Below are 18,915 nucleotides of genomic sequence, written 5' to 3' on the forward strand. Positions count from 1 at the left end.
CCACCTAGGTCCCGAATCGCCGTATGTCAGCCGAATTCGTCCACCTGCATGTGCATTCCGAGTACTCGCTGGTGGACGGTGTTGCGCGCATCAAGCCGATGGTCGCGCGGGTGGCCGAGCAGGGCATGCCGGCGGTCGCGCTGACTGATCAATCGAACATGTTTGCTTTGGTGCGCTTCTACAAGGCGGCCATCGCGGCGGGCGTCAAGCCGATCGGCGGCGTCGATGCCTGGATTCACAATCCGGATGATGCGCAGAAGCCTGACCGCCTGGTGCTGCTCGTACAGAGCAACGAGGGCTACCGGCACCTTACCGAATTGGTCTCGCGCAGCTACCGTGAAGGTCAGCACCTCGGTCGCGCGATGATGCATCGTGAGTGGTTCACGCCGGAGAGTACGCGCGGCATCATCGCTTTGTCGGGTGGTCGAGAGGGCGATGTCGGACGTGCCCTGCTATCCGGAAACCGCCAACTGGCCGAGCAGCGGCTGGATGACTGGCTGGCCCTGTTCGGTGATCGCTACTACCTGCAACTGGTCAGAACCGGGCGCACCGACGAAGAAGATTGTCTGCATGCGAGCGTTGCACTGGCGGCAGAGAAGGCCGTGCCGGTTGTCGCGACCAACGGCGTGTGTTTTCTGCGCCCCGACGAGTTCGCCGCACACGAGGTGCGCGTGTGTATCCACGAGGGGCGCACCCTCGACGATCCGCGGCGCACCAAGCAGTATTCCGAGCAACAATACCTGCGCTCGCCGCAGGAGATGGCGGAGCTGTTCTCCGACATCCCCGAGGCCATTCAAAACACGGTAGAGATTGCCAAGCGCTGCAATCTCGAGATCACGCTCGGCAAGAACTTCCTGCCGGATTTCCCGATCCCGCAGGGCATGACGATCGACGAGTTCTTTCGCGAGGAATCGCGCAAGGGTCTCGAATGGCGTCTTGATCGCATCTTCGATCGCAACGACGACGATTTCACCGAGAAGCGCAAACCCTACGATGAAAGGCTTGAGATCGAGCTCAACGTCATCATCAACATGGGCTTTCCCGGCTACTTCCTAATCGTTGCCGACTTCATCCAGTGGGCCAAAGACAACGACGTGCCGGTGGGTCCGGGGCGTGGATCGGGTGCCGGGTCGCTGGTGGCCTATGCGTTGAAGATCACCGATCTCGATCCGCTGGAACACGACCTGCTGTTCGAGCGCTTCCTCAATCCCGAACGTGTGTCGATGCCCGACTTCGACGTCGACTTCTGCATGGACAAGCGCGACAGCGTTATCGACTACGTGGCGCGCAAGTATGGTCGAGATTCGGTATCGCAGATCATCACCTACGGCTCCATGGCCGCCAAGGCAGTCGTGCGCGACGTCGGCCGCGTGCTCGGCCACGCCTATGGCTTCACCGATCGCGTCGCCAAGATGGTGCCGTTCGAGATCGGCATGACGCTCGACAAGGCACTGCAGGAGAGTGAAGACCTCAAGCAGGCCTACGAGACCGACGAAGAGATCACCCAGCTGATCGATATGGCCAAGCAGCTCGAGGGTTTGGCGCGCAACGCCGGCAAGCACGCCGGGGGCGTGGTGATCGCGCCGGGCAAGCTGACCGATTTCAGCCCGCTTTACTGCGAAGCCGACGGCACCAACCTGGTCACGCAGTACGACAAGGACGACGTCGAGGCGGCCGGCCTGGTCAAGTTCGACTTCCTCGGCCTGCGTACCCTGACGATCATCGACTGGGCGCTGAAGACGATCAATGCCGAGAAGGGCAAGACCAACGAGGCGCTGATCGATATCGCGACCATCCCGGTCGACGACGTCGACGCCTTCAAGCTGCTCAAGAGCGCCGAGACCACCGCGGTGTTCCAGCTTGAATCGGCCGGCATGAAGCAATTGATCAGCAAGTTGCAGCCCGACTGTTTCGACGACATCACCGCACTGGTGGCCTTGTTCCGCCCGGGTCCGCTGCAGTCGGGCATGGTGGACGACTTCATCGCGCGTAAGCACGGTATCCAGGAGGTGGTCTACCCGCACCCCGATCTCGAACCCATCCTGCAATCGACTTACGGCGTCATTCTGTATCAGGAGCAGGTCATGCAGATCGCCCAGGTACTCGCCAGCTACACGCTCGGCGGCGCCGACCTGCTGCGGCGTGCGATGGGCAAGAAGAAACCGGAAGAGATGGCCAAGCAGGGCGAGATCTTCCGCAAGGGGGCGGTGGCACGCGGCGTCGAAGAGGATACCGCCACCTATATCTTTGACCTGATGGAGAAGTTCGCCGGCTACGGCTTCAACAAGTCGCACTCGGCGGCCTACGCGCTGGTCTCTTACCAGACCTTGTGGCTGAAGGCGCATTATCCGGCAGCGTTCATGGCGGCGGTGCTGTCGTCGGATATGGACAACACCGACAAGGTCGTGACCTTCATCGAAGAATGCCGCGCGATGAAGCTGAAGGTCGAGCCGCCGGACGTCAATCGTTCCAGCTACATGTTCACAATCGATGGCGACGACACTGTGGTTTACGGACTCGGCGCCATCAAGGGCGTCGGTGAGGGCGCCATCGAAGGGATCGTCGAGGCACGCCAGCGCGACGGCGTCTTCCGCGACATGTTTGAGTTCTGCCGGCGAATCGATCTGAAGAAGGTCAACCGGCGGGTGCTCGAATCCCTGATCCGCGCCGGTGCCCTGGATCGCCTGGGGGCGAATCGCGCCACGCTGATGATTCAGTTGCCGTTGGCGCTGAAGATGGCCGAACAGCACGCGGCAATGCTGGCAGCGGGGCAGGACGATCTGTTCGGCATGTCCGAACCCGAACCGGTCGAACCGGTGTCCGGCATCGTGCCGGACGAGATCGAGGAATGGGACGACGATCAGCGGCTGGCCGGCGAGAAAGAAACGCTCGGCCTGTATCTGACCGGGCACCCGATCGATTTCTACGCGGCCGACCTCAAGGCCCTGATCAGCAGCCGGATCGCCCGGCTGAGCCTGGATGACGTGCGCGAGGCGCGCGGTCGGCGCGGCGGCGGCAAGAAGGTCACGGTTGCCGGCATGGTGGTCGCGGTCAATCGACGCAACACCCAGCGTGGCACGATGGCGTCGGTGTTGCTGGATGACAAGACCGGGCGTATCGAGGCGGCGCTGTTCAGCGAAACCTACGAAAAGTATCGCGACGAGATCGCCAACGATCGGGTGCTGATCGTCGAAGGCACCCTGGTGCACGATGAGTATCGCGGTGGGTTGAGTATTCGCGCCGACAAGGTCGGCGGTATCGAAGACGCGCGCCTGGTGCGTGCATCGAGTATCGAGCTGACGTTGCGCAGTACGACGATGGCGCAGCGCGGTCTGTCGACCGAGGCGATCATACGCGAGCTCAAAGGGCTGCTCGAACCGGTACGCGATGGTAGCTGCGACGTGCGCCTGCGTTACCAGCGGCCGGATGCCGAGGTGTTGCTCAAGTTCGGCAGCGCGTGGCGCATCAAGCCGGGTGACGGTTTTCTGCGTCAGGCCTATCGTCTTTTAGGAAGCGATGCACTGAAACTACGTTTTCGTGCAGCAGTACCCGAAACCAGGGATTCGGCCATGGGTTTCGCACAATCGGGTTGATCATGGTGATCTTTACGTGCGGCCGGGACGATTCGGCCGGTCGCATTGGGTTATCATTAGCGATTAGCCAAAGGTCTTATCCCACACAATAACGATGAATCTTGATTTTCTTGAATTTGAGCAGCCGATCGCCGAACTCCAGGCAAAAATCGAAGAGCTGCGCCTGGTCGGTAATGACAATGAAATCAACATCCAGGAAGAGATCGAGCGCCTCGAGGGCAAGAGCCGCTCGCTGACCGAGCAGATCTTTTCCAACCTGTCGCCGTGGCAGATTTCGCAGCTCGCACGTCATCCGCTGCGACCCTACACGCTCGACTATGTCGCGCGCATCGTCGACGACTTCGAAGAACTGCATGGCGATCGCGCATTCGCCGACGACCGTGCGATCGTCGGCGGCTTGGGGCGCATCGCCGGCAAGCCGGTGATGGTGATCGGTCATCAGAAAGGGCGCGATACCAAAGAGAAGATCAGTCGCAACTTCGGCATGCCGCGACCCGAGGGATATCGTAAGGCGCTGCGCCTGATGAAGATCGCCGAGCGCTTCAACATGCCGGTACTGACCTTCATCGACACGCCCGGCGCCTACCCCGGGGTGGGCGCCGAAGAGCGCGGCCAGAGCGAGGCGATCGCGCGCAACTTGTTCGAGATGGCGGGCCTGCGTGTGCCGATCATCGCCACCGTGATCGGCGAGGGCGGATCGGGCGGCGCGCTGGCGATCGGTGTGGCCGACCGCCTGTTGATGCTGCAGTACAGCACTTACTCGGTCATTTCGCCGGAGGGTTGTGCGTCGATCCTGTGGAAAGACGCCGAGAAGGCGCCGCTGGCGGCCGAGGCGATGGCGATAACATCCAAACACCTGAAGGAATTCGACCTGATCGACGAGATCGTGCCCGAGCCGCTTGGCGGCGGACACCGCGACCCGGATACGGTTGCCCGAAATCTCAAGGATGCGTTGCTGGCAGCGCTCGATGAGGTGCGCGACGCACCGATCGACCGCCTGCTCGAGCTGCGCTACGAGAGGCTGATGTCGTACGGTGTCGTCTCGAGCTGAATGTACTATCGATGCGCAGCGGCTGCTCGCGCATCTGCACGATGACCTGCCCACCCCGACCCATTACTGGGTCGGCTTCAGCGGCGGTGTCGATTCCACCGTTCTGCTACACCTGATCGCACAGATCCGCGCGTCGTTGCCGGCGCCGGTCTCGGCGATCCACATCGACCACGGCCTGCAGGCCGAATCGGCGAACTGGTCACAACACTGCGCGCGTACTGCCGAGCGGTGCGGCATTCCCTATCATTCACTGCGCGTCGATGCCCGGCCGTCGGCCGGTGAGAGCCCCGAGGCGGCTGCGCGGGCGGCACGCTATGCGGCGATCGCCGATGCGATCGAAGACGACGCGATGCTGCTGACTGCACATCATCTCGACGACCAGGCCGAAACCTTGTTGCTGCAACTGCTGCGGGGGGCCGGCGTCGAGGGCCTGGCGGCGATGCCGGCATGTCGCCGTTGGCACAACCGATGGCACGCGCGACCGTTGCTCGCGTTGCGACGCCGCACATTGCATGCCTGGGCTGTCGAAAAGCGACTGCACTGGATCGAAGACCCGAGCAATGCGATCGATGTTGCCGACCGCAACTACCTGCGCAACCGGGTCATGCCGATGCTCGGCGCGCGCTGGCCGGCGGCGGCCGACAATATCGCGCGCAGCGCCGAGCTGTGTGCCGACGCGGCCGAGACGATACTCGGCGTCGCCGAAGCGGACCTCGCGACAGCGCAATCCGACGATGGCGCATTGCGGCTGTCGATGCTGCGTGAGTTGCCCAAGGCGAGGGCACGCAAGTTGTTGCGCGTGTGGTTGCGCGGGCATGCATTGCCGAGCCTTTCGCTGACACGGCTCGACGAGGCGTTGTCGCAACTGTGCGACGCGCGCAGCGATGCCGACGTGACCATCGAGTGCGGTGACCGGGCGATCCGCCGCTTCCGCGGCAAGGCCTACGTGGTCGCGCAACATCGGCTCGATCTGCCCGGCGAGCCGTTCGATTGGCAGGGCGACGAGGTCGTGTTGCCCGCCGGTCTCGGTGTTCTGCGCCGGGTTGCCGCCCCGGGTGGGATCAGTCGTCAGATGTGGGACAGCGGCCGGGTGCAGGTCGGTTTCCGGCATGCCGATGTGCGCTGTCGGCCGGCCGGGCGCGAAGGCACGCGGTCATTCAAAAAATTGGCCCAGTCGTTCGACATCCCGCCGTGGGAGCGCGAACGCATCCCGATCCTGTTGATCGGCGGCGAGGTGGCTGCGCTGGCCGGCTACTGCGTGTGCGAACCGTTCGCCGCCGCCGAGGACGAGCAAGGCTGGCAGCTCGAGTGGATCGCGGAGCGGATCAAGGAATGAGTTTTACCAACAGCTACGCCTATCGGCGGCCGGGTATCGGCATCGCCATCAACCTGGGACTGCTGCTGTCGTTGGCGCTGCTGCTGTACGGTCTGCAGGCGCCGATCCTGACGCTGGAGAAGTTCTACTTCTTCAGCAACACGGTCAGCCTGTTGTCGGCACTGCAGACCCTGGCCCAGGAGGCGGAGTGGGGCCTGTTCGCGTTGGTCGGCTCGTTCAGCGTTGCCTTCCCGATCCTCAAACTGATCGCGCTGTTCCTGATCTGGAACTTCGACCCGTCGCAGGGCGAGCGCCACCGGCGCCACCTGGAGTGGCTGGCGGTGTACAGCAAGTGGTCGATGCTCGACGTGTTCGTGGTCGCCCTGCTGGTGGTCTCGATCAAGCTCGGCGCGCTGGCCGAGGCGCATGTCGGCATCGGCATCTACGCCTTCGCCGCCAGCGTCGTGCTGAGCATGCTGCTGTCGAATTGGATCAGCCGGCACGCGATCGAAACACCGACCGCGCCGGTTGGGTAAAGCCCGGCCGTTGAGATAGAATGCCCGGTTTAGATTTTCCGGGGTGCGCCATGCAGGATATCAATCCCATCACGAACAAGATTGCCGATCTGAGGGGACGGTTGTCGTCTCTCAGGGGGTATCTTTGACTACGAAGGCAAGAAAGAACGCCTGACCGAGGTCCTGCGCGAACTCGAAGACCCGGACATCTGGAACGATCAGGAGCGCGCCCAGGCGCTGGGTAAGGAACGCGCACTGCTCGAGGGCGTCGTGCTCAACATGGACGAGCTCACCGCCGGCCTGAGCGACGGCGCCGACCTGCTCGAAATGGCCGTCGAAGAGGGCGATGAAGACACGGTCGACTCGATCGCGGCCGATGTCGACGCGTTCGACGAGCGCGTTGCCGAACTCGAATTCCGCCGCATGTTCGCCGGTGAACTCGATGCCAACAATGCCTTCCTCGATATCCAGGCAGGCTCCGGCGGCACCGAGGCACAGGACTGGGCCGAGATGCTGCTGCGCATGTACCTGCGTTGGGGCGAACAGCATGGTTTCAAGACCGAGCTGATGGAAGTGTCGCCGGGCGAAGTCGCCGGCATCAAGAGTGCGACCATCCGTTTCGAAGGCGATTACGCGTTTGGCTGGTTGCGCACCGAGACCGGTGTGCACCGTCTGGTGCGCAAGTCACCGTTCGACTCGGGTAACCGCCGGCATACCTCGTTCAGTTCGGTGTTCGTCTCGCCCGAGATCGATGACTCGATCGAGATCGAGATCAATCCGGCCGATCTGCGTATCGATGTGTACCGCGCATCCGGTGCCGGTGGTCAGCACGTCAACCGGACCGAATCGGCGGTACGTATCACGCACAATCCCACCGGCCTCGTAACCCAGTGTCAGAACGACCGCTCGCAACACAAGAATAAAGACCAGGCGATGAAACAGCTCAAGGCCAAGCTGTACGAGCTCGAGATGCAAAAGCGCAGCGAGAGCCAGCAGGCGCTCGAAGACAGCAAATCGGACATCGGCTGGGGCAGCCAGATCCGTTCCTACGTGCTCGACCAGTCGCGTATCAAAGACCTGCGCACCAACATCGAAACGGGCAACACCCAGGCCGTGCTCGACGGTGGCCTGGACATGTTCATCGAAGCGAGCCTGAAGAGCGGCCTGTAAGGTCGGTCTCGGGATTCACAAGATTTAAGTGGTTGAAGGACAAATGACAGACGCCAACACCCAAGCGGACGAAAACAAACTGATTGCGCAGCGCCGCGAAAAACTGGCCGTGATCCGCGAGAATGGCATCGCTTTCCCGAATCATTTCCGGCGCGACGTGCTCGCGGCGGAACTGCAGGACCGGCTTGGCGACAAGTCGAAAGAAGAATTGGAAGAACTGGCGCAGCGCGCGCGGGTGGCCGGCCGCATCATGGCGCGTCGCGGTCCGTTCCTGGTCATCCAGGACATGTCGGGGCGTATCCAGTTTTACGTCGACAAGAAGAGCCTGCCCGAAGAACTGGCCAGCCAGATCAAGAGCTGGGACATCGGCGACATCGTCGGTGGCGAAGGGCCGGTACACAAATCGGGCAAGGGCGATCTGTACATCTATCTCGATGAAGCCGTACTGCTGACCAAAGCCCTGCGCCCGCTGCCCGAGAAGTGGCATGGGCTTGCCGATCAGGAGCAACGTTATCGTCAGCGCTATGTCGACCTGATCGTCAACCAGGAGGCGCGTCAGACCTTCGTGATGCGCTCGCGCATCATCGACTACATCCGCCGCTACTTTGTCGACGCCGGCTTCCTCGAAGTCGAGACGCCGATGATGCAGGTGATCCCGGGCGGTGCGACGGCGCGGCCGTTCGTCACCCACCACAACGCCTTGGATATGGCCTTGTACCTGCGTATCGCGCCCGAGCTCTATCTCAAGCGCCTGGTGGTCGGCGGCTTTGAACGGGTCTTCGAGATCAACCGCAACTTCCGCAACGAGGGGCTGTCGGCGCGCCACAACCCCGAGTTCACGATGATCGAGTTCTACGAGGCGTATGTCGATTACAGTCACCTGATGGATCGCACCGAAGAACTGCTGCGCGGTATCGCCGTCGATATTCTGGGCAATCCGGTTGTTTCCTATCAGGGCCAGACATACGACTTCGGCAAGCCGTTCACCCGCATGTCGGTCAAGGAAGCGATCCTGCACTACAACTCGGACATCAACGCCGACGACCTCGATGATCTGGAAAAGGCGAGCGCACATGCGAAACGCCTGGGTATCGACGTAAAGCCGACTTACGGCTTGGGCAAAGTGCAGATCGAGATCTTCGAAAAGACGGTCGAACACGAGTTGAAAGACCCGACCTTCATCACCGCCTACCCAACCGAAGTATCACCGCTGGCACGCCGCAACGACGCAGATCCGTTCGTTACCGATCGCTTCGAGTTCTTCGTCGGCGGTCGCGAGCTTGCCAATGGTTTCTCCGAGTTGAACGACCCGGAAGACCAGGCAGAGCGATTTCGCCGTCAGGTCGAAGAGAAAGAGGCCGGCGACGACGAGGCGATGCACTTCGACGCCGACTACGTCAGGGCACTCGAACACGGTCTGCCGCCGACCGCGGGTGAGGGTATCGGCATCGACCGCCTGGTGATGCTGTTTACCGATTCGCCCTCGATCCGCGACGTGCTGCTGTTCCCGCACATGCGGCCGGAAGTCTGATCGCTTTTCAGCCTAACAGCGTCGCCATCAAGCGGCGGCGCTGTGGAACGGATCGCGCTTGACCCGCGACGGCGCGTTCAGCGGTTTGAGCAGCAACGAGCGCGCCGTCATCGTATCCGGCTGATCGAGCCCCATCAGTTGCAGCACGGTTGGCGCGATATTCGACAGGCCGCCGACGCACGATAGCTGCCAAGTCTCGTTGTCAATGACGATGCACGGCACCGGATACACGGTGTGCTGGGTATGTGGCTCATCGGTCAACGGGTCGACCATCTCCTCACAGTTGCCGTGGTCGGCGGTCACGATCACCGAATAATCGTTGGCCACCGCCGCTTCGAGCACCCGGCCGACCTCGCGGTCGAGGGTTTCGACCGCTTCGACCACCGCATCGCGCACTGCGGTGTGTCCCACCATGTCGCCATTGGCGAAGTTCACCAGGATAAAGCCGTACTCGTCGCGCTTGATTGCGTCGATCACCTGGTCGGCCACGGCCTGCGCGCTCATCGCGGGCTGGTGATCGTAGGTATCGACCTTGGGCGACGGGATCACGACCTGCTCTTCACCGCTATACGGGTCACCGCGCTGGCCGTTGAAGAAGAAGGTGACGTGCGGGTACTTCTCGGTCTCGGCGCAACGGAACTGCTTCGCGCCGTGCGCGCTGATCACCTGGCCGAGCGTGACCGCCGGGCGTTCGGGCTCGAACGCGTAGGGTAGCCCGTAGGTCTTGTCGTAGGCCATCATGCAGGTGACGTCGATGCGCGGTGTATCGCCGCGATCGAAGCCGTCGAAGTCGTCCAGACCCAACGCCGCGACCAATTGCCGCGGGCGGTCTTTGCGGAAGTTGAAGAACACCACCTCATCGCCGCCGCGGATCGGTTCGAACGACGGCAGCAGGAGCGGCTGAATGAATTCGTCGCCATCGCCGGCTGCGTGAGCCGCGCGGATGCCGCCCTCGGCAGACAGTGCGTGTTGGCCCTCGCCATGGATCAAGGCACGCCAGGCAAGTTCGGTACGGTCCCAGCGCTTATCGCGATCCATGGCGTAGTAGCGGCCGGTTACGCTGGCGATCGCGCCGCCGGCTTCATGCAGTGCCGGTTCCACTTCGGGCAGAAACTGAGGTGCCGATTTCGGCGGCGTGTCGCGGCCGTCGGTGATCATGTGCAGCAGCGGTTTGACCCGATGCTGATGACACAGATCGATCAGTGCTGCCAGATGATTCAGGCTCGAATGCACACCGCCGTCCGAAACCAGTCCGATCAGGTGCAGCGGGCGCTTCTTCTTGGCGGCCCGTTCTACAGCCTGGGTCAGCGCCGGGTTGCGCGCGAACTCGCCGTTGGCGATGGCATCGTCGATGCGCACCACGTCCTGGCGCACGATGCTGCCGCAACCGAGCGTCAGGTGGCCGACCTCCGAGTTACCCATCTGGCCGTCGGGCAGACCAACGGCAGGACCGGAGGCGTGCAGCGCGGTGTGCGAATAGCGCGAGAAATAGGCGTCGAGATTGGGCGTGTGCGCGGCCGCGACGGCATTGTTCAGGCGGCCCGGATTGATACCGAAGCCGTCGAGAATGACTAGTAAAACCGGGCGTCGCGGTACGCCGCTTAGGGTGCTCATCAGATGACCTCGCTGGTGGCTGAACCGGCTGAGCGGTAGTTTGCTGCACGATCCATCTTCAACTTGCCTGATCTATGTAAACAGGTTTCGTGCCAGCCAATTTGTCGCGGTATGCGTGTTTCAGTGCGTGTGCCTGCGCCATCGTTGTGCGAACCGCGCTACCTCCGCTCGGTCTCGGTGCGTGTAGGTTCGACAAACGGGTTGATGTTTCGTTGCATCGCAACATGCGAAAGATGCGCCGGCCGTCACAGTGTGTATCGGCATTTGACCCTGATCACTGATGCGACATATATCCGTCGCCAATCGTCAGTCTGTAACGAATTTCGACAGCAAAGCGTGCTAATAGTTAACGCATTCCCAAGACCTAAAGATGACAAAAGGGCAGACATCCTGTGAATACGGCTTCAGACGAAATGAACGCGCAGACGGCGCAACACCAGTGGGTTTACGCGTTTTCCGAAGGCGACGGCAAGAACAAGCAACTGCTCGGCGGCAAGGGTGCCAACCTGTGCGAGATGACCCAGATTGGTCTGAACGTGCCACCGGGGTTTGTAATTTCAACCGAGGCCTGCCTGCATTACCTCGATTCGGACAGCAAGGAACTACCGGGCGACATGATGGACCAGGTGCGCCTGCACATGGCGCAGGTCGAGTCGCAAACCGGCAAGGGCTTCGGCAACCCCGACAATCCGCTGCTGGTCTCGGTGCGCAGCGGTTCGGCGATGTCGATGCCGGGCATGATGGATACGATCCTCAACCTCGGTCTGAATGCGGCGACGCTCGAAGGCGAGATCCGTCAGACCGGCGATCCACGCTTCGGCTATGACGCCTACCGTCGTTTCATCCAGCTGTTCGGCAAAGTGGCGATGGGTGTGCCCGACGAGATCTTCGATCGCGAATTCGAGGCGGTCAAACAGGAGGCGCACGTTACTGAAGATGTCGGCCTGTCGGCGGACGATCTCAAAAAGATCAGCGATCGCTTTCTTGCGGTGTTTGCCGAGCATACCGGCCGGCCGTTTCCCGAAGACCCGTTCGAACAGTTGGAGATCGCGATCAAGGCGGTGTTCCGTTCGTGGATGGGTAAGCGTGCGGTCGACTATCGGCGCGAGTTCAAGATCACGCCGGACATGGCCAACGGCACTGCAGTTAACGTCTGCACCATGGTGTTCGGCAACCGCGGCAACGATTCGGCGACCGGCGTAGCGTTTACCCGCAACCCCGGCACCGGCGAAGACAAGCTGTTCGGCGAGTACCTGGTGAACGCGCAGGGTGAGGACGTAGTCGCCGGCATCCGCACGCCAAAACCGATCCATCAGCTTGCGGTCGAGATGCCTGAGATGGCGCGCCAGCTCGACCAATTGCGCGACCGTCTCGAAAGCCACTACAAAGAGATCCAGGATTTCGAATTCACGATCGAGCGCGGTGTGCTGTATTGCCTGCAGACGCGCAACGGCAAGATGAATGCGGTGGCGATGGTACGCACCTCGGTCGAGATGGTGCGCGCCGGCCTGATCGACAAGAACCAGGCTTTGCTGCGTATCAACCCGACCCACCTCGAACAGATGCTCTACCCAAGGCTCAATCCCGAATTCAAGGGTGAGCCGATGGCCCAGGGCCTGCCGGCTTCGCCGGGTGCGGCATCCGGCTATGCCGTGTTCGACGCCGATCGCGCCGAGACCCAGGGCAAGGACATGGGCCGGCCGGTGATCCTGGTGCGCGAAGAGACCAAGCCGGAAGACATCCATGGCTTCTTTGCGTCGCAAGGCATCCTGACCAGCCGCGGCGGCAAAACGTCACACGCGGCGGTCGTGGCGCGCGGCATGGGCAAGCCATGCGTTGCCGGCGCCGAGGGCATCCATGTGGATGTGCAGCGTCGCGAGGCGCACGTCGGAACACACGTGATCCGCGAAGGCGACATGATCACGATCGACGGTTCGAGCGGCAATGTCTATCTCGGCCAGGTGCCGATGGTCGAGCCGGAGTTCTCGGACGAACTCAAAGAGCTGTTGCAGTGGGCCGACGAGGTCTCTTACCTGCGCGTCATGGCCAATGCCGATACGCCGGTGGATGCAGCGCGTGCCCTGAAGTTCGGTGCGCGCGGTATCGGCCTGTGTCGTACCGAGCGCATGTTCAACGCGGTCGAACGCCTGCCGGTGGTGATCGAGATGATCGTGGCCGACAACACCGAGCAGCGCCAGGTCGCCCTCGACAAGCTGCTGCCGATGCAGCGTGCGGATTTCCGCGGATTGTTCGAGACCATGGCACCGCGGCCGGTGACGATCCGCCTGCTCGACCCGCCGATCCATGAGTTCCTGCCGACCGAGAAACAACTGCAGAGCGATCTCGAACAACTGCGCCACCTGCGTGACTCGGTGCGCGGCATGGAGGTGCTTGCCGGTTCGATGATGTTGATCGACAAGTCGCCGACCGACGTCCACGCACAAGAGATCAAAGAGCTCGTCAGCCTCGAGATGGTCGAGGCGGCGATCTCCAAGAAAGAGCAGATGTTGCGCAAGGTACGCGCGCTGACCGAGGTCAACCCGATGCTCGGTCACCGCGGGGTTCGCTTGGGCATCACCTTTCCCGAGATCTACAAGATGCAGATCCGAGCGATCCTCGAGGCCGAGGCCGAATGTGCGGCCAAGGGTCTGGAAGTGCATCCACAGATGATGGTGCCGCAGGTATGTACCGCTGAAGAACTGCGATGGATCAAGAAGTATGTTGATGAGATTCGTGCGGATGTCGAAGCAGCAACCGGGCAGACCTTGAACTGCCGGTTCGGTACGATGATCGAGGTCGTGCGTGCCTGCATGCGTGCCGAATGCCTGGCCGAAGAGGCCGACTTCTTCTCGTTCGGCACCAACGATCTCACCCAGGCGACGTTCTCGTTCTCGCGTGAAGATGCCGAGAACAAGTTCCTGCCGATGTACAACCAGAGCAACATCCTGCACGACAACCCATTCGAGGTGCTCGATACCAAGGGTGTCGGCAAGCTCATGGAACTGGCCGTGCAGTGGGGCAGGTCGGTCAAGCCGGAGTTGTCGGTGGGAATCTGCGGTGAGCACGGCGGCCATCCCTCGTCGATCGCCTTCTGTCACAAGGCGGGCTTGAACTACGTGTCGTGTTCGGCGCCGCGCGTGCCGGTGGCGCGTTTGGCGGCGGCGCACGCCGCGCTACAGGAATAGCGGGTTCGGATTGGCGGCGCCCCGCGAAACAGGGGCGCCGTTCACACCATCGAGGTTTTCGACGCCAAAAATGGACGTTTTGGCGGCTTGTGGCTTATCTGCTTGATATCCATCAATAAGCGAACGCGCATAATCTCGCATCATCGGGCCAGTTCCGTTGCCACCCCTCAAAATTTCCAATAACGGCAACGGAGAACGCGGTCGGTACAGGGTGCCGCCACCACGCGTTGGATTGCGCGTGGATGCGTTCACAATGTGAGATGACATCATGGATTCGACCGGTCAGGAACCGAACCGCAAGCGTGGCTTTTTACGACGCCGCTCGCCGCTTGTTGTACTGGTGTTGGGTTTCGTCGTGGGCATCATCTTCTGGGGCGGTTTCAACACGGCCATGGAAATGACCAACTCGATGGATTTCTGCATCAGTTGCCACGAGATGCGCGATACCGTCTACCAGGAATACAAAGAGTCGGTGCACTTCCGCAATCCCTCGGGTGTGCAGGCGACCTGCGCCGATTGCCACGTGCCGCGCCAGTGGGAGTACAAGGTGGTGCGCAAGATCCAGGCGACCAGCGAGATTTACCACAAGGTCATGGGGACGATCGATACCCCGGAGAAGTTCGAAGCCAAGCGCTGGGAACTGGCTAATCGCGTCTGGGACAAGATGAAAGAGACGGATTCACGCGAATGCCGTAACTGTCATCATTTCCAGACCATGGAACTGAGCGAGCAGGATCGCTCGGCGCGCCGCAAGCATGAGCAGGCACCGGTCAAAGGCCGGACTTGCATCGACTGTCACAAAGGGATCGCGCACGAGTACCCGGACAAACCCGATGATTTGGAAACGGCTGAGGCGGCAGCGGAATGATGGGCGCAGTAATTCGCATTGCTACGGTTCTGTTGGCGTTGTTGGTGTTCAACACCGCGATAGCGGCCGACGTTGAGCGCGAGAAGGCGCTGATCCGCGCAGCGTTCGACGGCGACGCTGCCACCGCCACCGAACTGCTTGCGGCCGGCATCGATCCGAATGCGCGCAACGAACTGGGCAAGACTGCGCTGATGTATGCCGCCGAGGAAGGGCACGGCGAGGTCGTCGCGTTGTTGTTGCAGCACGGTGCCTATGTCGATGCCCAAACCCACGAAGGCTTTTCCGCGCTCGGCCTGGCGGCGGAAGCTGGTCAGGGTGAGGTGGTCAAGCAGTTGATCGATAATCGCGCCAGTCTGCGGCTCGCGTCGCGCGCCGGTGAAGACCCGTTGATGATGGCCGCGGCTGCCGGTCGTAGCGAGGTGGTCGATCGCCTGATCGAGGCGGGAGCGGACGTCAGCACGCGCAACCACGATGGTCAAACGGCGTTGCTGATTGCCGCCGAAGAGGGGCAGGTGGAGGCCGTCGGGCTGCTGTTGGATGCGGGTAGCGATGTGGCGGCCGCAGATCGGCACGGTGCCTCGGCGCTGATGCTGGCCGCGGGCAAAGGTCATGTCGGCGTGATCGGGGTGCTGGTCAAACAGCGCGCGCCGCTCGATCAGCGTGACAGCAACGGCTCAACAGCCCTGGCTTGGGCCGCCGAGGTCGGCGCCTTGTTGGCTGTCGAAACCCTGATCGAGGCCGGTGCAAATGTCGATGCCTCCGATCACGAAGGCTGGTCGGCGATGTTCGAGGCGGCAAACGCCGGTCACACCGATGTGGTTAAGCGGTTGCTGGATGCCGGTGCCAATCCGGCGTTTACCGATACCGGTGATATGTCGGCGGCAGACTACGCCAAGCGCCGCGGTCATGCTGAAACTGCCGCGTTATTGGCGGAAGCACAGGCGAAGCGGTCTCAATAGCGCCGGGTAAAATGCACGCTGCGAATCAGGCAGCGTCGAGATGCTGCTGGCTCAAGGCGAAGGTCAGCAGTTCCCACATCACAACGCTGTGGTCGCTGCGACCACTGTCATGCTGCGCCTGCAGCTGTCGCAGATAATCGACATTGAACAGCCCGCTGTCCTGCATCGCCTCGCTTAGCACCAGCTGGCGATACTTTTCACGCAACGGTCCGCGGAACCATTTCGCCAGCGGTATCGAAAACCCCTGTTTTGGGCGATACAGGATATCGTCGGGCAACAACGGTTTCAGCGCGCGTTTGAACAAATGCTTGCCGTCGCCGCCGACCAGCTTCCATTCCGGTTTAAGTCCCGACATCCATTCAACCAATAGATGATCGAGTAGCGGTACGCGTACCTCCAGCGAATGCGCCATGCTCGCGCGGTCGACCTTGTGCAGAATGCTGACCAGGAAGGTTTTCAGATCGAGGTATTGCACCAGCGACAGCGGGTCATCCGTCGGCGCATGCTGTGCATGTTCACGCAGCACCTGTACAGCGTTATAGCCGCCGAGTTCGTTGCTTAGCGACTGACTGAAGAGGCGTCGGCGCTGCCCATCGGTCATGCGCGACACGCTGTGGAACCAGGCGCCGACGCTGTCACGCGCCAATGATTGAAAGGTCGTCTTGGCACGCAGGAACTGCGGTGCCCAGTCGGCCTTGGGATACAGTGCGCCGAGCGGGCCGAACAGGGCGCGGCGCAAACCTGCCGGGAACATACCGCGCAGCTTTTCTTCGGCCATGTGCATGCGGTAACGCCGATAGCCGGCCAGGTTCTCATCGCCGCCGTCGCCCGACAACGCCACGGTCACACGCTTGCGTGCCGCCTCGCACACCCGGTAGGTCGGCATAGCCGAGCTGTCGGCAAATGGTTCGTCGTACAACCAGCCCATCTTATCGACCAGTTCGTAGTCGTCGGCCTTGACTGTATCGGTCTGGTGATCGGTCTGGTAGCGCTCGGCGACTTCGCGCGCATAGGCGGTCTCGTCGAACTCGGGCACATCGAAACCGATCGCACAGGTCTTGACCGGCTGATCCATCATGCCCGCCATCAGGGCCACGACCGCACTGGAGTCAACACCGCCGGACAGGAAGGCGCCCAGCGGCACTTCGGCGACCAGGCGGATATCGATTGCCTGCCTGAGGCGCTCGATCAACTCGTGTTCGGCATCGGCAATCGAGGTGATGCCGTTGTCGGCGAACGGGATGTCCCAGTACTTGCTGGGCCGCGGCAGAGACTTCTGGCCTTTCTCGATCACCAGGGTGTGACCGGGCGGCAGCTTGTGCACGCCTGCGTAAATGGATCGCGGCTCAGGGATGTAGCCGTAGGCAAAGTATTCTTCGATCGCACACGCGTCGCGTTTGCGCTCGAGCGAGGGATGCGGCAACAGTGCCTTGAGCTCGGAACCGAATACAAAGTGACCGTTGGGCAGCAGGGCGTAGTAGAGCGGTTTGATGCCCAGGCGGTCGCGCGCGATAAACAGGCGGCGATGTTTCTGCGACCAGATTGCGAACGCGAACATGCCGCGCAGGCGTTTGACACACTCGCAGCCCCAGACCTCCCAGGCGCGCAGTATCACTTCGGTGTCGGAGTTGGTGTGGAAGCGGTAGCCCAGCTCTTCGAGTTCGGGACGCAACTCGGCGAAGTTGTAGACCTCACCGTTGAACACGATCGCCGCGCTCTTGTCGTCGTTGAACAGCGGTTGCTGACCGCTGGCGATATCGATGATCGACAACCGGCGATGCCCCAACGCGACGCCCGGTTCCAGATGAATGCCGGATTCATCCGGACCGCGATGCGTGAGGGCATCGGTCATGGCGGTGATCAGGTCGCGATTCGGCGTCTCGTCACTGCGCGTATCAAAGAGTCCGGCTATCCCACACATGCTGTTGCCTTACGCGCTGCCACGTTTGTCCAGGAGCTGATCATACACGCCGCCATACGCCGAAAGCATCTGCGCCATGCTGAACTGTCTACGGATACGTTCGCAGCCGGCTTCGCCATGGGTATGGCGCAGCGGACCGTTGCCGGCATAGATCGCCATCTGTTCGGCCATGGCCGTGGGACTGTTTGGCGGAACAACGACGCCGGTGCGGCCGATGTCGATCAGCTCGCTGTTGCCGCCAACATCGGTTGCGATTACCGGTAGGCCGGTCGCCATGGCTTCAAGGATGGTGTTCGAGATGCCCTCGGCCTGCGAGGGCAGTACGAATACATCGAAGCCGCGCATCACCTCGGGCACGTTATCGAGGCTGCCGGGCAGCCAACATTGGTCGGGCAGGCCGGCGTTGTCGAGCAGATCACTACAGATTTCGCGTAGCGGCCCGTCGCCGACCAACACCAGCCGCAGGTTCGGTTGCAATGCCGGATGCTGTTCGCACAGTTGGATAAAGGCCTTGCACAGCGTGACCTGATCCTTCACGCCATGCATGCGGCCAACGGTACCGAACACCACGCTGTTTGCATCGACGAAGCCTTCGGGCAGCGCCGAGCTGTCGCCCGGTGCAAAGCGTCGGTTGTCGACACCGTTATAGATGCGGCTGACCTTGTCGGCCTTGATGCCGACGCGCTCGAGCAGATAGCTCTCCAGCTCACGCGACAAGGCGATGAAGCGATGCACCAGGGGGCTGTGTGCGCGCCTTAACCATTGGTATTTGCGGTTGCTGCCATCCGGGTCGCTGACATCCCAGCCGTGTTCGCCGTGCACGCGGCACGGTACGCGCGCCAGCCAGGCCGGGATCTGCGCTTCAAGGCAGCCGATGTTGCGTGTATGCACGACAGCCGGTCGCAGTTGGCGAAACAATTTGTACAGGTCGCGCCACAGTCCGAAGTCCTGCCCCGGCTTCTTGTGCATCTCGTACACGCGTACATCGTCGCGTTGGATGCGCTGTTGGAAGTCGGTCGATTCGGTCAGGCAGACGATCGCATTACGGTAGCGATCGCTCGGTAATTGATTAACCAGGTTGACGACGCCATTTTCCAGCCCGCCGACCTGTAGGCGGTAGAGCACGTGGAGTACAAGCGGGCGTGGGTCGTCGTGAGCGACGGCAGGGGACGGCAAGACAGATTCCGATGGTT

General features: G+C 61.7%; 13 protein-coding genes. 9 read left to right on the forward strand and 4 right to left on the reverse strand.

Annotation, left to right across the window (positions count from 1 at the left end):
- Positions 1–23 precede the first annotated feature (23 nt).
- From dnaE to lysS, 6 genes are all read left to right on the forward strand, one after another.
- On the forward strand, positions 24–3,593 hold the full coding sequence (dnaE, locus tag B1781_RS08050; protein ID WP_078119173.1) for a DNA polymerase III subunit alpha: 3,570 nt from the start codon (positions 24–26) through the stop codon (positions 3,591–3,593).
- A gap of 94 nt (positions 3,594–3,687) precedes the next feature.
- Positions 3,688–4,644 (forward strand): acetyl-CoA carboxylase carboxyl transferase subunit alpha, encoded by a 957-nt coding sequence (gene accA, locus B1781_RS08055; RefSeq protein ID WP_078119174.1) that lies wholly within the window; start codon positions 3,688–3,690, stop codon positions 4,642–4,644.
- Positions 4,628–5,980, forward strand: coding sequence for a tRNA lysidine(34) synthetase TilS (tilS, locus tag B1781_RS08060; protein ID WP_078119175.1), 1,353 nt, complete (start codon positions 4,628–4,630; stop codon positions 5,978–5,980). Before accA ends, tilS begins: the two co-directional genes overlap by 17 nt.
- The gene (locus B1781_RS08065; protein ID WP_078119176.1) at positions 5,977–6,495 is read left to right on the forward strand and encodes a paraquat-inducible protein A; all 519 of its coding nucleotides are present in this window, start codon (positions 5,977–5,979) and stop codon (positions 6,493–6,495) included. The genes tilS and B1781_RS08065 overlap by 4 nt, the downstream gene beginning before the upstream one ends.
- 50 nt (positions 6,496–6,545) lie before the next feature.
- Positions 6,546–7,644, forward strand: a protein-coding gene (gene prfB, locus B1781_RS08070) for a peptide chain release factor 2 (RefSeq protein WP_125932256.1) whose coding sequence is annotated in 2 segments (ribosomal slippage) — positions 6,546–6,620 and positions 6,622–7,644 — 1,098 coding nt in all. Because the reading frame shifts where the segments join, the coding sequence is not laid out codon by codon here.
- A 43-nt stretch (positions 7,645–7,687) separates the two neighbouring features.
- Positions 7,688–9,175, forward strand: coding sequence for a lysine--tRNA ligase (gene lysS, locus B1781_RS08075; RefSeq protein WP_078119178.1), 1,488 nt, complete (start codon positions 7,688–7,690; stop codon positions 9,173–9,175).
- A gap of 27 nt (positions 9,176–9,202) precedes the next feature.
- Here the strand turns inward: lysS and gpmI are convergent, their stop codons facing one another.
- Positions 9,203–10,789, reverse strand: coding sequence for a 2,3-bisphosphoglycerate-independent phosphoglycerate mutase (gpmI, locus tag B1781_RS08080; RefSeq protein ID WP_078119179.1), 1,587 nt, complete (start codon positions 10,787–10,789; stop codon positions 9,203–9,205).
- A gap of 413 nt (positions 10,790–11,202) precedes the next feature.
- Here gpmI and ppdK point away from each other — a divergent pair, with 413 nt between their 5' ends.
- Entirely contained in the window at positions 11,203–13,974 is a 2,772-nt protein-coding gene (gene ppdK / locus B1781_RS08085) for a pyruvate, phosphate dikinase (RefSeq protein WP_078119180.1), read from the forward strand.
- On the opposite strand, the gene B1781_RS23135 is transcribed toward ppdK, so the two are convergent.
- A complete protein-coding gene (locus B1781_RS23135; protein WP_164513303.1) occupies positions 13,963–14,118 on the reverse strand; it encodes a hypothetical protein in 156 nt (51 codons plus the stop codon). The two genes, ppdK and B1781_RS23135, sit on opposite strands and share 12 nt — an antisense overlap.
- Positions 14,119–14,242: 124 nt before the next feature.
- On the opposite strand from B1781_RS23135, the gene B1781_RS08090 reads away from it, so the two are divergent.
- Together B1781_RS08090 and B1781_RS08095 are read left to right on the forward strand one after the other, a co-directional pair.
- A complete protein-coding gene (locus tag B1781_RS08090) occupies positions 14,243–14,842 on the forward strand; it encodes a NapC/NirT family cytochrome c (RefSeq protein ID WP_078119181.1) in 600 nt (199 codons plus the stop codon).
- Entirely contained in the window at positions 14,839–15,801 is a 963-nt protein-coding gene (locus tag B1781_RS08095) for an ankyrin repeat domain-containing protein (RefSeq protein ID WP_078119182.1), read from the forward strand. Before B1781_RS08090 ends, B1781_RS08095 begins: the two co-directional genes overlap by 4 nt.
- A 25-nt stretch (positions 15,802–15,826) precedes the next feature.
- On the opposite strand, the gene B1781_RS08100 is transcribed toward B1781_RS08095, so the two are convergent.
- Positions 15,827–17,722 (reverse strand): XrtA/PEP-CTERM system amidotransferase, encoded by a 1,896-nt coding sequence (locus B1781_RS08100; RefSeq protein ID WP_078119183.1) that lies wholly within the window; start codon positions 17,720–17,722, stop codon positions 15,827–15,829.
- A 9-nt stretch (positions 17,723–17,731) separates the two neighbouring features.
- Positions 17,732–18,898, reverse strand: coding sequence for a TIGR03088 family PEP-CTERM/XrtA system glycosyltransferase (locus B1781_RS08105; RefSeq protein ID WP_078119184.1), 1,167 nt, complete (start codon positions 18,896–18,898; stop codon positions 17,732–17,734).
- Between the last annotated feature and the right edge of the window lie 17 nt (positions 18,899–18,915).

The sequence above is a fragment of the Thiosocius teredinicola genome (genome assembly GCF_002009425.1).
GTDB classification, from domain to species: domain Bacteria; phylum Pseudomonadota; class Gammaproteobacteria; order Chromatiales; family Chromatiaceae; genus Thiosocius; species Thiosocius teredinicola.

Coding starts and splice junctions, on each gene's coding strand:
- dnaE (WP_078119173.1), top strand. CDS start 24: ATGTCAGCCGAATTCGTCCACCTGCATGTGCATTCCGAGTACTCGCTG.
- accA (WP_078119174.1), top strand. CDS start 3,688: ATGAATCTTGATTTTCTTGAATTTGAGCAGCCGATCGCCGAACTCCAG.
- B1781_RS08065 (WP_078119176.1), top strand. CDS start 5,977: ATGAGTTTTACCAACAGCTACGCCTATCGGCGGCCGGGTATCGGCATC.
- lysS (WP_078119178.1), top strand. CDS start 7,688: ATGACAGACGCCAACACCCAAGCGGACGAAAACAAACTGATTGCGCAG.
- gpmI (WP_078119179.1), bottom strand. CDS start 10,789: ATGAGCACCCTAAGCGGCGTACCGCGACGCCCGGTTTTACTAGTCATT.
- ppdK (WP_078119180.1), top strand. CDS start 11,203: ATGAACGCGCAGACGGCGCAACACCAGTGGGTTTACGCGTTTTCCGAA.
- B1781_RS23135 (WP_164513303.1), bottom strand. CDS start 14,118: ATGATGCGAGATTATGCGCGTTCGCTTATTGATGGATATCAAGCAGAT.
- B1781_RS08090 (WP_078119181.1), top strand. CDS start 14,243: ATGGATTCGACCGGTCAGGAACCGAACCGCAAGCGTGGCTTTTTACGA.
- B1781_RS08095 (WP_078119182.1), top strand. CDS start 14,839: ATGATGGGCGCAGTAATTCGCATTGCTACGGTTCTGTTGGCGTTGTTG.
- B1781_RS08100 (WP_078119183.1), bottom strand. CDS start 17,722: ATGTGTGGGATAGCCGGACTCTTTGATACGCGCAGTGACGAGACGCCG.